Here is a 16,004-nt window from a genome sequence, read left to right as displayed (position 1 = left end):
ATATTCAAAAAAGACAATGTTAAAAAGTCCTTTGTTTTCCTTCCCTTTTTTAATTGAATATGGGTACACGAGACTCATAATTAATTGCAATCTAACGGATAAATCGGTCTAGTAATTCTTTGATAATTAAAGCTAGCTACTTTACTCGTGCTTAATCCTGGTGAATCTACAGAGATAATCTTTTTAGCAATGTGCTTAAAGCCAGCACGGAAATGCTGTGCTGATTTTAAAGCGACAATCTTATATTCAGTTACATCAATTCCATGTAACAAAAAGATTTGTTCGTCTAACGACTGCCAATTTACGGAACAAACTATAATATCTACATTCCTAACCTGTAACCGAACTGATTTTCCTAGATTAAATTCAAATCCTTTCATCATTGGTGATGAGGTGGTAAATCTACCATCCGTCAATGCTTTTATATAGGCAGAAGTTAGAGCAATTGGTTCTCCATGCAGGGAATCAGTTTTCCCCCCAATGGATACATCAATTTTCCCACCTACCCCTGCCTGATGAGCTAGGTTTGCTACTTCTGGATCATAAATAAACCCAAAGCATGATTTGGGAATATTGAACTCTAACATTGCCCTCAGTAAATAAGTCCCGTCCCCTGGTGCGCCAGCCCCGGGATTATCAGAAGATTCATTAATGATAATTGGACTTTCTCCAATAGATAGCGCTTGGAGTATCCCATTTTTAGGATCAGGAAGTTCCCGTAAAAACTTTGCTCTCATAGCCCATATATCATTGGCCACTTCCTTGCAGACAGTTTGGGCTATTTCATCATTTCCATCAGTAATCGTTATGACTGTTGCCGAAACATCTGGAATGTCTGTATATGGAAATCCATGAAAGAAGGTACAATCAATCACTTCTGTTTGTTCTTCCATGTCTAGACATAATTGAGTAATATCTTTTGCAGGAGACAAATCCGTTGTACCAGCGGCTATTGGTATTAAGATTGGCAGTTTTTTCATTACCATAACAGGGTTGATTTCTCCCTTAAGTATTTTCACTGTTAAATCCATAGCCTTTAAGCCTGTTTCATAACAATCAATATGCGGGTAATACTTAACACCTAGTAGCAAATTTGCTTCTTTTACCATAGTTTCAGAAAGGTTTCCATGTAAATCCAAAGTGACGACTATGGGAATTTCATAGCCTAGTATCTTTCTTAACTCACTTAGTAATTCACCTTCTAAATCATCAATTCCATCCACGACACCAGCACCATGTAAAGCGAGGCAAATAGCATCCAGGTTCCTTTTATCTTGTATATTTGTTACTAACTCCCTTTTCAATGTTTCAAAACATTCTTTAGTTATCGTACCAGCTGGATTGGCAAATGCAGAAAAACTTGGAATAAGGTCCACCCCTAATTCCCTTCCTTTATCAATCATTCCACCAATATAATCCTTTACACCTTCATGGCATCGTAACATCTCCTCGTTTCTTGCCCAAAGAATCTCTTTGAATGAATCTTCAGTTGTTTTTACTGAGGAAAACGTATTAGTTTCATGCATAATATGGCCTATGCCTATTCTCAATTCCTTTCATCCTTCCTATTTAAGGAACATTTACTTCATCTATCTCTATTTGAATTGTTATCTTGATCTTAGTTAGGATTTGGAAAGTATATTATTGCTTTCCTTTTGGAATACAACTTTACCGCCTATAATTGTATAATCCACTTGCATATCTTTAATTTGATCAGTAGGTACATCAAGAATTGCACCGTTTAATACAACCAAATCTGCTAACTTTCCTATTTCTATGCTTCCTTTTATATTCTCTTCAAAACTGGCATATGCTCCATTCCATGTAAACAGCTTGATTGCCTCTAATACTCCTATTCGCTGGTTTCCTCCTACAATCTGCCCTGTTGAACTCTTCCTATTAACTGCTCCATGAATTCCCAGAAGAGGATTAAACGATGTGACCGGACTGTCGGAACCTCCAGCCGCTATTATCCCCTTATCAATGAAATCACGAACTGGATACATATGATTGACTCGTTCTCCGTAACTTTTCATGTAGCCATCACCGTATTCAAGGAAGAAAGCAGGATTCGGAATAGGAATAACTTCTAATTGCCTCATCCGTTCAACTAAATCAGGCATTGTAATTCCTGCATGTTCGATCCGATGGCGGTGATTCTTTCTAGGATGTTTTTTCAATGCCTCGTCAATACAGTTAAGCATCATTTCAATAGCCCGGTCTCCTTGAGCATGAGCTGTGATCTGAAACCCTTTTTCATGAGCCTCCCCGAGAATCCGGTTAAGTTCCTCCTGGCTAAAGTACAATATGCCGGAATTTTCCGAATCATCAGTGTAAGGTTCCCTCATTGCAGCAGTTGGACCGCTACTACTTCCATCAGTAAATACCTTAGCTGGGCCAATTTTAAATTTCTCATCTCCTAGGCCTGTTGAAATTCCAGCTTTTATCATCTTGTCAACAAATTCTTCTGACTTATTGATTGTCGAGACAATTGCATAAACCCTAACCTGAATATTTCCGTTACGAACCGCCTCCTGCATCACCCTAAAGTTTTCCGGGCTAGAGACACCTGCATCGTGAATGCTTGTTATGCCAGAAGCGGTAAAGTCATTAGATGCCATCATTAATCCTTGCAGAAGCTCTTCATGTGTAAAATCAGCCAATTCGTAAAAAGGCATTTGAGCATTTTCTATTAAAACGCCTGTAGGAACTCCTTCCTCATCTCGGACTACTATTCCACCTTCGGGATCTGTGGTATGCTCATCAATTCCTGCTAACTCCAACGCCTTGCTATTTACCACGGAAATGTGACCACAGGCACGCCGAAGAATGATCGGGTGATTGCTAGAAATAAGATCCAATTCTTTTCTAGAAGGATATCTATTTTCTGATATTTTGGTTTGATTGAATCCCCATGCACGTACCCACTTTCCAATTGGTGTTTCATTTACTTTTTTTTCAATTTCTTTTAAGACGTCATGTAAAGATTCGATAGTGGGTTCCTTGCAGCTTACCCCTAATTTATTTGTACCATATAAAGTAATATGAAGGTGAGAGTCAATAAAGCCTGGCACTAAACTTCTACCTGCTAAATCCACTACCTCCGTTTGAGATCCAATCAATTGTTTCACTTCTTCATTCGTACCCACCATTACAATTTGGTTATCGGTAACCGCAACAGCTTCATTGACGTCATATTCCATGTTTGATGTAATAACTTGACCATTAACAAGCACTAGATCTGCAAACATCAATACACCTCGTTATCAATTAGATTCTTCTTTATAAAAAAGAAAAGTCAGTTTAGGATAATAGTAGTTAAATAGACTAATCTAATAAATTATTCATATAAATGACAGGCTACAAAGTGATTGGCCCCCTTTTTTGTAAGTGCCGGCGATAGAACTTTGCAACGATCCATTACATGGGGACATCTCGTATGAAAAATGCATCCCGATGGGGGATTAAGAGGCGACGGTACATCCCCTTTTAAAATAATCCGTTCCTTTTTTAATTTAGGATCGGGAATTGGAACCGCGGACAATAATGCTTGAGTATACGGATGCAATGGATGAGAAAATAGGTCATCTGTTGAAGCCCGCTCTACCATATGTCCCAAATACATAACACCAATGTTATCAGCTATATGTCGAACTACACTTAAATCATGGGCAATAAAGAGGTAAGAAAGATTTAAGTTATCTTGCAATTCCTGCAACAAGTTTATGACCTGCGACTGAATGGATACATCGAGAGCCGACACTGGTTCATCACAAATTACAATATTAGGGTTTACCGCTAGTGCTCTAGCAATCCCAATTCTCTGTCTTTGCCCTCCTGAAAATTCATGTGGGTAACGGTAATATTGGTCTTCTCTAAGTCCGACTTTATGAAGTAAGTCCAAGGTTCTTTCCATACGCTCTTTCTTTGACCCCATTTTATGTATCTTCATAGGCTCTTCAATTGCATGCCCAATGGTTTGCTTTGGGTCTAAAGAAGAATGCGGATCTTGAAACACCATTTGTATTTCTTGCCTAATTTGATCGATTTCCTTCCCTTTTAACTTAAATAGGTCGCTTTCCTTATATATGGCTTGACCCTCTGTAGGTTCCGTTAAACGCATGATAGTTCTTCCTGTTGTACTTTTCCCACAACCCGATTCACCTACAAGCCCAAGCGTTTCTCGTTCATTTAAGGTAAACTCTACATTATTTACCGCTTTAACATGCCCTTTCACTCGGCCAAGAGGAGTATATATAGGGAAATGCTTCCTTAAGTTCTTGACCTGTAAAATCGGAGCTCTTTCATCTGACAGCGTCTGCAATACCTTCTCGCCTCCCCTCTTGTAATACTGTTTCATAATGCCAACAGCGCACTTTATGTCCATCTTCAATCTCTTTTAATTCAGGTGGTCTTTCTTCACACAGGCTTGTAGAATACGAACATCTTGGAGCAAAGCGACACCCTTTGGGAATATTATTAAGAGACGGGACCATCCCTTCAATCACATGCATGTTTTTAGAACGGTCCCCATCCAAACGTGGAACGGATTTTAGCAATCCTTTGGTGTAGGGATGTAAGGGTTCCGAGAATAAAGATCCTACTTCAGCTTCTTCGATTATTTGGCCTAGATACATAACGACCACACGTGTACAGACCTCAGCAACTACTCCCAAGTCATGTGTTATCAACATGACTCCCATGTTTAGTTCCTTCTTCAAACCTTGAATCAAGTCCAATATTTGTGCTTGAATAGTGACGTCTAAAGCGGTCGTGGGCTCATCAGCAATTAGTAGATTAGGATTACACGCCAATGCCATTGCAATCATTACCCTCTGTCTCATTCCTCCTGATAATTCATGCGGATACTCATTCACCCTTTTTTCTGGAGAAGGAATTCCTGTTAATTTGAGCATTTCTATAGCTCGGGTAAATGCTTCTTCTTTTCCAAGCTTTTGATGAATGATGTAAGATTCTGCAATTTGATAGCCAATTGTATATACAGGATTAAGAGAAGTCATCGGATCTTGAAATATCATAGATATTTCGTTTCCACGAATGTGTCTCATTTGATCCTCCCTCAAGGATAGCAAGTTTCTGCCCTTATAGATCAGCTCTCCTTCATATCTAGTCGTGTTTTCATTTAACAATCGTAAAATAGATTCCGAGGTTACACTTTTCCCGCATCCCGACTCTCCAACAATCCCTAGGGTCTCTCCTGAATATACCTCGAATGAAACCCCTTTAACTGCGGTAACAGGTCCATTTTCTGTCATGAACGTCGTTTTGAGGTTTTTGACCTCTAATAAACATTCTATACCCATAAACGTCCTCCTCAATAATACCGTGTTATTATTATTTCTTTACTTTATTAGTGTGCGGATCGAGTAAATCTCGTAGTCCATCACCGAAGAGATTCAATCCCAAAACGGATAGAATAATGAATGCACCTGGGAAAACTGTCATCCACCAAGCATTAAAAATTACGATTTTACCATCAAATAAAATGTTTCCTAGACTTGGTGATGGAGCAGGAATACCAGCTCCCAAAAAGCTGAGTGATGCTTCGATTATGACAGAAACTCCAAAAACGTAGGTGATTTGAACAATCAGAGGAGACATAGTGTTTGGAGCAATATGAAGCCAGATAATTCGCCATGAACTGGCCCCTTGTGATCTCAAAGCTTCTATAAAGGTTTGTTCTTTGACTACAATGGCAGCTGAACGAACGACACGTGCGACAGTAGGTGTATTTACAATAGATAACGAAAGAATGACATTAATTATATTCGGCCCTAATGCAGCCATGAGTGCAATGGCCAATAGAATTGCAGGAAATGCCATTAAGCCATCACATATCCTCATCAGGATATGATCCAAGGTCCTATAATAAGCTGAGTACAAACCAATTACTGCTCCAATTACTAGTGTTATCGCAGCTACTGTAAGTCCGACGGTCATGGATACCCGGGTGCCATAAACTACCCGGCTAAATAAATCCCTGCCAAAGTTATCAGTTCCAAAAAAATGCTCAGCACTTGGTGGGCTCAGACGAGCTGTTACTATCATGTCATAAGGTGTATATACGGTGATCAAAGGTGCAAAAATAGAGATTAAACTGAGAGTCAAGATAATCACACTTCCTGTAACTACAAGCCGGTTTGAAAAATACCTGCGCAGAAGTATAGATTGACGTTCTTTCTTCATATGATTTTTTGAATACAATGGGTCTGTTTTTTCAATTATTGTTTTTGCTTCCATAAATCATTTCCCCTTCAATTCATTTCTTTATTTCCGACTTAACCGTACCCTTGGATCAACCACACCGTACAGTAAATCTACTATTAAATTAATGAATACATAAGCGGCGGAAACCAGCAGAACAGTTCCTTGGAGTACCTCGTAATCTCGCTGCACTATTGAGTTCATGATAAGTTGACCGAGTCCAGGTATATTAAAAACCGTTTCTGTTATTACTGCTCCCGCTATCAATGTCCCAAAGGTTTGTCCAACGACAGTCAGAATAGGGATAAAAGCATTTCTCAATGCATGTTTATAAATGATGAATTTTTCTTTTACACCTTTTGATTTTGCGGTTTTAATGTAATTCATGCTTAGTACCTCTAACATAGAGGCCCTTGTCATCCGCGCAATCAAAGCCGCTTGTATGGCCCCAAGAGACAAGGCAGGCAGTATAAGATATTCAAGGTGCGCCAATAGTCCATCATCAAGTGGTTTATATCCAGCTACCGGAAACCATTGGAGTTTCACTGCGAAAAATAAAGATAATAATAATGCAAGGAGAAAGCTTGGCAAGGAAATTCCCAACAAAGAACCCACCATGAAAATTTGGTCTGTGCTCGTTCCCCGTTTTTTTGCCGCAATAATTCCCATAGGGATAGCTATAAGTATAGAAATCCCCTGTGCCAATATCGCTAATGAAAGTGTGGGACCTAAGTGATTCATAAATACCTGTAATACTGGTTCCTTCATATAAATAGACATTCCCAAGTCGCCTTGAAGAAGGCCAAAGACCCAATTGAAAAATTGTTCGTACATAGGTAGATTTAAACCGAGTTCTTCTCGTAATCTATCAATGTCATCTTCAGTTGCATCTGCCCCAAGCATTACTGATGCCGGATCTCCTGGTATTAAATGCATAATGAAAAAGACTACAATAGCTACAGTTAATAGAACCGGAATGAGAGATAAGACTCGCTGTAGAATATAGGCTTTCATCAAAAATCTCCTTCCTACAATTAACCCCTTCACAATGTAAAACGTATGAAGGGGAATCTAAACAATTAATTTTTATTCTTTAGCGGTCGTATTCCATAAAACAGGTCCAAGGAATTCTTGATATCCTTTGACTTTATTCGCTTTTACGGATATGGAATCATAAGCACCAATATTAACAACAGGCATATCTTCCCAAATTACTCTTTGCAATTCACTAAAAGTTTCTTTAGCTTTATCCTGGGAAGACTGAGCTTTAATTTGATTCAATAGTTTGTCTATTTCTGGGTTATTCGTCCAGCCTGCAAACTTTGCTCTAGAATCCAGGAATGGATATTGGAGAGGGGTTGCGCTAACAGGCCAGCTTGTAAAAAACATTTCCCATTGATCAGGCTTATTTCTACGATCTAATAGAGTAGACCAATCCACCACGTCCAGCTTTACGTTCATACCGATTTTCTGAAGTTGTTGTTGAACTGCCACGGCCGAATTATAATGTTGTGAATAGTCACGGCTGGTCAGGATTCTTAATTCTTCCCCATTATACCCAGCTTCCTTCAGCAATTGTTTGGCCTTTTCAGTATCTTTAGCCTCATAAATTTCTTTCCCTGTATCCGTGTACCATAAGCCTTGCTCTTTTAGCATATATCCAGGGTCCAGTCTAAAATAGCCATCAGTTACAGCTGCTGTTAAGACCTCTTTTTTATCAATTGCTAAATTCACCGCTTGGCGAGCTTTAACATTTTTCAGGAATCCATTTTGTTTATTAAAAATTAGAGTGTGAATTCCCAGAGGCGCTTGAATGGTTTCGAGACTTGATACATTTTTAAATTGTGGTGCTGCGTCCCATGGCATCATTACGCTCAAGTCATATTCTCCACTAATCATTCCAGCTACTCGAGTCGAGTTATCAGTGACGAAGTGAAAATATATGTCATCTACAAGAGCTTCCTTTTTACCAGCTAAACCGTCTGCAGGTTGGGATGAAGCCTGATAATCATCAAATTTCTTTAAATGAACGTATTGATTTTGTTTCCACTCTACAAACTTAAAAGGACCTGTTCCGATATATTCTGTGATACCACTCGTATCAGCCGATTCTATAACCTCTTTTGGCATGATGGCCGCGAATTGCCCCACTTCTGCCAGCACTGGTAATAGAACGATAGATGGTGTTTCGACATGAAGGATAACCGTATATTCATCTTCGGCTTCCCACTTAGAATTTCCTAGATTTGCCTTTGCAACGGCCCCTTCTTGCCATTTTGTCATGGAAGCAATGACATCCTCCGCCTTCATTTCTTTTCCATTATGGAATTTAACGCCTTTTCTCAATACAAATGTAACTTTTTTTCTATCTTTACTAACCTCATAGGATTCAGCAAGCATTGGAGTCACTTCAAATTTAGAATTTAAAGTGACTAGTGTCTCAAAAATATGCCTTGCTGGGTCGCGTGTTGCATTAGCTGTCGTCAGGTGTGGATCAAGTGATGTCGGCTGCGCTGGATAAGCTACTTTTAATGAACCTCCTGGCTTAGATGCAGATGAACTACCATTATTTGAATTATCTGACTTCGAACTGCATCCACCAAGGGCAAGAGCACAAATCAACATGACTATCGAAATGATAAGATTTTTCTTTTCAAACATTTTCTTTCCCCCTTTTTATAATTCATTATTTATAAAGATAGATTTCTTACTAATTTAGTGGAGGGTTTATTCCTTCTGGAAGTGGAGTTCTGTATTTACCTTTGGTTTCTAATTCTTTCTCAAATTCTTTTTTTGCAACTTCCAGTAGATTCTCATTTTTCATTAAATCAATGACGCTTAATCCTAATATTTTAGAAGCCATTAGCATTCCTTTTTGTCCGATACCAGAACCTACTGAAGCAGTAAATTGCCAAGAGTGGAACGGCGTGCCAATAGGTGCACAAGCTGTATTGAATTGGGCAGTCGGAACATTCCATGAAACATCCGCCACATCTGTTGAACCAGCTAAAATATCACCTTCATCGTAAGGTTCAACTATCGTGTCATTTAAGATAAACTTTACTAACTCAAGGGGTGCACCTGATACTCTTACAACAGTCTCTTTTGTACCTGGTGTAGAAGAAAGGACTAACTGCTCAGCCAAAGCCTTATCTTTTTCATCAAATGGCGGGGGACCGACTTTTTTCATATTTTTCAGTAAAACTTGACCTAATACTTTATTAGGAAGCATGTTATAGCAACCAGTCTGAAACTGAACCTCATAATCGGTTTCCGTCATTAGAGAGGCACCCTTAGCAATATTTACAATGCGATCATACATATCATCAACATCCTGTCTATAAGGGGCGCGGATGTAATACCAAATTTGTGCTCTGTCGGGTACAACATTGGGTTCATGACCACCATCTGTAATGGTAGAGTGAATTCTTGCCCCATCAATGAGATGTTCTCTTAGAAATTGCACGCCCGTATCCATCAACTGAACAGCTTTCAAAGCACTTCTTCCAGATTCAGGATTAGTAGCTGCATGCGAAGCTTTACCGTGAAAATTAAACTTCACAGAATTCATGGCTAAAGAACTGCTGCTCCAAAGAGTATTTAATGAACCGGGATGCCAGGTTAAACATACATCAGTATCTTTGAATATACCTGCACGAACCATGTACACCTTGCCAACCAAGATTTCTTCCGCAGGACATCCAAAGAATTTAATCGTGCCTTTTATACCATCCGCTTCCATTGCTTTTTTAGCAGCTACAGCAGCGCCTACACCTGCGACACCGAAGATGTTGTGCCCGCACCCATGTCCATTACCTCCTTTTTCAACGGGATCTTTTACACCGGATACTTTTTGTGAAAGACCAGGAAGGGCATCATATTCTCCTAAAATACCAATAACGGGTTTTCCACCACCCCATGTTGCGACAAATGCGGTAGGCATACCCGCAACACCCATTTCAATAGAAAAACCCTGCTTTTCGAGTAACTTTGCTAATAATCTCGAAGACCGGTATTCTTTAAGGCCAAGTTCAGCAAAATCCCAAATTTTCTTGGAAGCTTCGATCAATTCATGGCCCATTTGATTGATCGAATCCATTACTAAATCCTCGCTTTTCTTCATTTCGAGGTCGCTACTCATGAATTTCCTCCTTTATTCAAATTTCTATGTACACACAAAAGAGGTAAGGTTTTTTTTCTTTCCATGAAGGTTTAACATTGTTTGATATTGTTTTAGGAAAAAACTTAAGGAAAATACAAAATTCTTGTCTCGTTCATTTTTACCTACCTCGTCCACTATCTACATAAAAAATTTCTCCTTTGTCTATTCGTGCAAGATATGAAGATAGGTAAAGTCGTGTATGCAATGTCGCTTTTTAGTGAACGAAGCAGCATATTTCGCAGTCAAAAAATAGATTTAGTAAAAAAATTAATGATATAGCTCTAATTTCATAACCTTACTCCGACTTATATGAAATTAGGGATTCTCTTTATAGACTCCCTCTTGTTAATCGGTATATATCTATTTTCAATTCGATATCTTGTTCTGCACTATCGTTTCTCTTTACCTTATATCAAGTTTATTTGATTGGGGTTGAACTGAAGCAGAAGTAACCAGTTCTTTCTTAATTGTAAAGACGAGTAAAAAGCAGATGAATAAGACTATACTAATAAAATATAATCCCATCTCTACACTACCTGTAGAATCCTGTACATAACCAATTACATATGGGCCGATAAAGCCACCTAAATTACCAATGGAACTAATGAGTGCTATTCCTACAGCAGCTTCTAATTCAGTAAGGAATAATGAAGGAATAGCCCAAAATGGTCCAAAAATACTGTAGATACCAACAGTTGCAACAGACATCATAATAATGGATAGTATAGGATCCGTAGTTAATCCACACCCCATAAGGCCAATGGCACCCACAAGCGGTGGAATAGCTGCATGCATTTTTCTTTCACCAGTGCGATCAGATCGTCGCGCCCACCAGACCATTGCTATTCCTCCAAAAATATAAGGAATCATTGTAATCAAACCGACTTGAGTATTTGTTAATATATTCGAAAAGGATTTGATAATGGTTGGCATCCAAAACCCTATTCCATACAAACCAGTGACTAACGTAAGGTAAATAAACGACAATCTCCAAATTCTAGTACTCCCAAATATATTTTTCAGACTAGAGTGTTTACCTATTTCTTTTCCTTGATTTTCTTTTTCAATTTCGGAAATGAGCCACTCCTTCTCTTCCTTTGTAAGCCACTTTGCTTGTTCAGGACGATCCGTTAAATAAAAAATTGTCGTAATACCTAAAATGACAGCAGGAATTCCTTCCAGTACAAATATCCAGCGCCAGCCAGCCATTCCACCCCAATTAATATTATCGATTATCCACGTGCTTACGGGTGCTCCAATTATATTGGACACTGTCAAGGCTGTCATAAAAAGGGCTACTGCACGAGCTCTTTCTTTTCCTCGGAACCAATACGTAATATAAAGTAAAACGCCTGGGAAAAATCCAGCTTCGGCAACTCCCAGTAAAAAACGGAGTATATACAAATGATTCGCATTTTGGACCCAGGCTGTTAAAATTACAACAATACCCCATGTAATCATTATTCGCCCAATCCATTTTCTCGCTCCTATACGATGCATTAGCATATTACTGGGTACTTCAAATAGAAAGTATCCAATAAAGAAAATACCGGAAATTAACCCCAAAGTGGATGCTGTTAACCCGAGATCTTTATTCATTTCTAGAGCAGCATAGCCAATGTTTACTCTGTCTAAAAAAGCAATGATATATAACACAAAAATATAAGGAATAATTCTTCTGGATACCTTTTTTATCGTACGTGCTTCTAATCCAGATTTAGGCATTTTACTAACCCCTCTTTGGAAAATTTTTGTGAACTTTGGAGAATAATTCGTTCTTTTTATTACCTCCAATTTTACTAATGAACTCAGGGCAATAACCGAGTTAAAGGTTTATTCAAAGTAAACAGGAATTCTGGCGCAAAACTGCAATTAGTGTGTCAGATAGATTCGCTCTTATGAAAAGCTAGACTGGGACTGCTCTAACGAGGGTATCAAAGGCTATAAATACTGGTGAAATAAAAAACACGATTGGAGTAGTTCTTTTTAAGTATTATGGCAAAATCATAAGTCTCAACATTAAGGCCACTAATGAACATTTATATTTTTTTGAAAGCATACGATATTGCTTAAAGTACTTTCGCTAAATCGTATGCTTTCAAAGTTCACTAAAATAAATGAGTCTTGTTATCTATGTTTTCGTCCCGTTCACTGATTAAATTCCCCGGCCTCCATCTACATTGAGTATCTCTCCAGTTACAATTTTTGCTAAGTCGGAAGCGAGATAAAGGGAAGCTTGCGCAATATCCTCTGGCTGTATAAGGGAACCTAATGGAACACTATCCAAAAAGATTTTTTTCTTATCTTCTTCTATCAGTGTCCCGTCCCCGTTCAAAAATTGATTGATCATCGGTGTATCAGCAGGGCCTGGGTTAATGGCATTCACACGAATTTTATATGGGGCGAACTCCAATGCCAATGCCTTTGTAAGCATAATTGCAGCCCCTTTTGAGGCGCAGTATGCATTTAAACCAGGACGAGCTCGAACCCCTGCAATCGAAGCAATATTTATTATCGAACCGCTTTGCTGTTTTTTCATGATTGGAGCTGCATACTTGGTAGTTAAAAAGATAGATTTCGTATTAACGTCCATAATCCGATCCCATTGTTCAATACTTAAATCCTCCACCTCTGTGAAGACCTGAGGTACACCAGCACAATTTACTACTATGTCTAATCTCCCAAAAACCCCCTCCACTTCCTGGAACAGTGCAGCCACGTCTTCGTTATTAGAAACATCGACTTGAACGGCCATTACATTTTCGCTAGGAAACGAATCGCTTGCTGCTTTAGCTGCTTCGATATTCAAGTCTGCGAAGATTACATTTGCTTTTTGTTCAACAAATAATTGTGCAATGGCTTTCCCCATACCTGACCCTGCTCCCGTTACAATGGCTGTTTTCCCCTGTAATAATTCCTCAATCATAAGTTAATCACCACCATTTTTTCATCTGTCATTTCTTCAATCGTATATCTTGGGCCTTCCTTGCCAATTCCACTATTCTTAACTCCACCATATGGCATCATATCGTTGCGGTAGGTTGATACGTCATTCACGATTACTCCACCATATTCCAGCACCTTGACTGCCTTTAAAGCTAAAGCCAGATCTCGTGTAAAAATGCCTGCTTGAAGACCATAATCCGATTGATTGGCAGACTCTAATGCTTCCAAAAAATCCTCGTAAGGGATTATCGCCACTACCGGTGCGAACACTTCCTGGCAAACAACTTTCATTTTCGGTGTTGTTTGAGTTAAAACAGCTGGATAAAATAGTGAACCCTCCCTACGAATCGGCGTAAGCGAAACAGCACCTTCTGAGATAGCCTCTTTGACCCACTGTTCTACGCGAATCGCCTCTTTTTCATTAATCATTGGACCTATATCCGTGTCCGGTTCTTCAGGATTCCCAACTTTAAGTTGTTGAACATATGAAAGATACTTTTCTGTAAAATCATCCAATACAGAATAATGCACATATAAACGCTGAACAGATATACATGCTTGCCCTGCATTGTGAAAGCTACGGGAGGCCGTAAGCTTGGCCGCTTGGTCCAAATCAGCATCAAAATGAATAATGTTGGGTGAATTGTTCCCTAGCTCCAACGCTACTGGGCGCATTCCACTTTTCTCTTTAATATATTTTCCAACTTCTGCTGATCCAGTGAAAGAATACATGGCGATCCGTTCATCCTGTAAAAGCCATTCACCCACTTCAGCGCCACCATTTACCACATTTACATATCCTTTTGGCAGTCCCGCCTCTTCAAACAGTTCTACTAATTGAAACGTGGTCACAGGTGTGTTTGGTGCTGGTTTGACTACTACTGTATTTCCTGATGCTAGTGCTGGGGCGATTTTATGTATCGCTAACAATAATGGGTAATTAAACGGAGTGATGGCTCCAATGACTCCTTTAGGGACACGGATTGTGAACCCCAATCGATTATCCGCTCCTTCGACGGCCTGTAACGGAATCATTTCACCAGTAATTCTTTTTGCTTCTTCCGCGGACAAGCGCAAAGTTTCAATTGTGCGATCCAGTTCACCTTTGGCATCTTTCATTGTCTTACCTACTTCTCTCACCAAGGTGATCTCAAATTCTTCTCTACGTTCTTGGAACAACTCTGAAGCTTTCAATAAAATTCGATACCTTTGAAATGCAGTTAATTTATCTTGTTTAAAGCATTTTTGTGCCTCTGTTATAGCATTATAAACATGTTGCTTTTCTGCCTTAGCAATATGAGTTAATACTTCACCTGTAAATTTGTTGTATACAGGAATCGTCTCTTCTGTAGGTACTTGCTGTCCACCAATAGATAAATGATAGTCTTTAATAATCATTTTTTCTCCCCCAAATTGGTTTTTAAACTCATTTCCCGTATTTTTGAAACAATTGCATCTCCCATTTCCATGGTATTAGCCGTTCCTCCGAGATCAGGAGTTCTCATTTCACCTTCGAATAACACTTCTTCTATGGCACTCAATACCAATTTTCCTAATTCAGGAAGTCTAAGGTGGTCCATCATGAGACTAATGCTCCAAATTTGTGCAATTGGATTGGCAATACCTTTTCCTGCAATATCTGGTGCTGAGCCGTGTATTGGTTCAAACATCGAAGGATATTTCCTTTCAGGATTGATGTTTCCAGAAGGTGCCAACCCCAGTCCCCCAACTATTGCAGCTCCTAAATCTGTTAAAATATCTCCAAACAGATTGCTTCCCGCTACGACATCAAAACTTTCAGGCTTTGAGATGAAATAAGCAGCAAGTGCATCTATATGATAGAGTTGAACATCTATCTGTGGGTACTCATTTCCAATTTCTTTAACGATTTCATCCCAAAATGGCATGGTATGATTAATCGCATTGGACTTTGTTGCAACCGTCAGCCTTTTCTTTGCCCTACTTTCAGCCACTGAATAGGCATATTTGAGAATCCTTTCGCTACCATAGCGGGTAAATACATTGTTTTGTATCGCCGTTTCATATGGTGTGCCCTCGTGAAGGCGACCACCTATATTCGAATACTCTCCTTCTGTATTTTCTCTAATTACGACAAAGTCCAAATCATCATGTGATTTATATCTCAATGGGCTTTCCAACCCTTTAAGCAGTTTGATCGGCCTCAAGTTAACATATTGCTGAAAATGTCTGCGAATTGGAAGAATAAGTTCCCATACCGAAACATGATCTGGAACAGTAGGAGCTCCAACGGCTCCAAATAAAATCGTGTCGTAATCCTCCAATAAATTTAATCCATTTACTGGCATCATCCTTCCATGTTTTAGATAATACTCACAATTCCAATCATAGAAATCGTAAAAAAATCTTACACCTGAATGTACTTCTTCAAGCACTTTTAAAACTTTCAACCCTTCATTAACTACCTCTGGACCAATTCCGTCCCCAGGAATAATTGCGATGGAAAAGTGTTTTTGCAATTTCTTCACCTCATTATGTTTCATAATAATGTGCTACAATTTCATATCTTGCAAAAACCGTGCCAATAAAATAAAAACACTGAAAATTCAGATATATCAAGTAATAAAAGGGCTTTTTATTTTACACCCCTTCGATAAGTGTTTTAAATCACAACAATATGTTGAAATTTGAA

At 38.9% G+C, this 16,004-nt stretch carries 12 protein-coding genes; all 12 read right to left on the bottom strand.

Features of this window, described 5'->3' with window-relative positions; all coding sequences use genetic code 11:
• Positions 1–80: 80 nt before the first annotated feature.
• Entirely contained in the window at positions 81–1,550 is a 1,470-nt protein-coding gene (locus ABIE66_RS13425) for a M81 family metallopeptidase (protein ID WP_370015050.1), read from the bottom strand.
• Positions 1,551–1,622: 72 nt separating this feature from the next.
• The gene (locus ABIE66_RS13420; RefSeq protein ID WP_370015049.1) at positions 1,623–3,251 is read right to left on the bottom strand and encodes an amidohydrolase; all 1,629 of its coding nucleotides are present in this window, start codon (positions 3,249–3,251) and stop codon (positions 1,623–1,625) included.
• An 89-nt stretch (positions 3,252–3,340) separates the two neighbouring features.
• Positions 3,341–4,324, bottom strand: a complete 984-nt coding sequence (locus ABIE66_RS13415; protein WP_370015047.1) for an ABC transporter ATP-binding protein — start codon at positions 4,322–4,324, stop codon at positions 3,341–3,343.
• The gene (locus ABIE66_RS13410; protein ID WP_370015046.1) at positions 4,305–5,324 is read right to left on the bottom strand and encodes an ABC transporter ATP-binding protein; all 1,020 of its coding nucleotides are present in this window, start codon (positions 5,322–5,324) and stop codon (positions 4,305–4,307) included. Before ABIE66_RS13410 ends, ABIE66_RS13415 begins: the two co-directional genes overlap by 20 nt.
• Before the next feature lie 31 nt (positions 5,325–5,355).
• Entirely contained in the window at positions 5,356–6,261 is a 906-nt protein-coding gene (locus tag ABIE66_RS13405; protein ID WP_095393924.1) for an ABC transporter permease, read from the bottom strand.
• A 27-nt stretch (positions 6,262–6,288) separates the two neighbouring features.
• The gene (locus ABIE66_RS13400; RefSeq protein ID WP_370015044.1) at positions 6,289–7,239 is read right to left on the bottom strand and encodes an ABC transporter permease; all 951 of its coding nucleotides are present in this window, start codon (positions 7,237–7,239) and stop codon (positions 6,289–6,291) included.
• Positions 7,240–7,311: 72 nt separating this feature from the next.
• Positions 7,312–8,886, bottom strand: a complete 1,575-nt coding sequence (locus ABIE66_RS13395; protein WP_370015042.1) for an ABC transporter substrate-binding protein — start codon at positions 8,884–8,886, stop codon at positions 7,312–7,314.
• A 49-nt stretch (positions 8,887–8,935) separates the two neighbouring features.
• Positions 8,936–10,366 carry an amidohydrolase gene (locus tag ABIE66_RS13390; RefSeq protein ID WP_370015041.1) on the bottom strand — a complete coding sequence of 477 codons (1,431 nt, stop codon included), beginning with the start codon at positions 10,364–10,366 and terminating at the stop codon, positions 8,936–8,938.
• 423 nt (positions 10,367–10,789) lie between these two features.
• On the bottom strand, positions 10,790–12,181 hold the full coding sequence (locus ABIE66_RS13385; RefSeq protein ID WP_370015039.1) for an MFS transporter: 1,392 nt from the start codon (positions 12,179–12,181) through the stop codon (positions 10,790–10,792).
• Between the two features lie 361 nt (positions 12,182–12,542).
• The gene (locus tag ABIE66_RS13380) at positions 12,543–13,313 is read right to left on the bottom strand and encodes an SDR family NAD(P)-dependent oxidoreductase (RefSeq protein ID WP_370015038.1); all 771 of its coding nucleotides are present in this window, start codon (positions 13,311–13,313) and stop codon (positions 12,543–12,545) included.
• A complete protein-coding gene (locus ABIE66_RS13375) occupies positions 13,310–14,731 on the bottom strand; it encodes an aldehyde dehydrogenase family protein (protein WP_370015036.1) in 1,422 nt (473 codons plus the stop codon). The genes ABIE66_RS13380 and ABIE66_RS13375 overlap by 4 nt, the downstream gene beginning before the upstream one ends.
• Positions 14,728–15,855, bottom strand: coding sequence for a tartrate dehydrogenase (locus ABIE66_RS13370; protein ID WP_370015035.1), 1,128 nt, complete (start codon positions 15,853–15,855; stop codon positions 14,728–14,730). The genes ABIE66_RS13375 and ABIE66_RS13370 overlap by 4 nt, the downstream gene beginning before the upstream one ends.
• Between the last annotated feature and the right edge of the window lie 149 nt (positions 15,856–16,004).

The organism is Peribacillus sp. B2I2 (assembly GCF_041261685.1).
GTDB lineage: Bacteria > Bacillota > Bacilli > Bacillales > DSM-1321 > Peribacillus.
The sequence above is the reverse complement of the archived record's forward strand: the minus strand, read 5'-3'. Positions and strand labels throughout refer to the sequence as shown.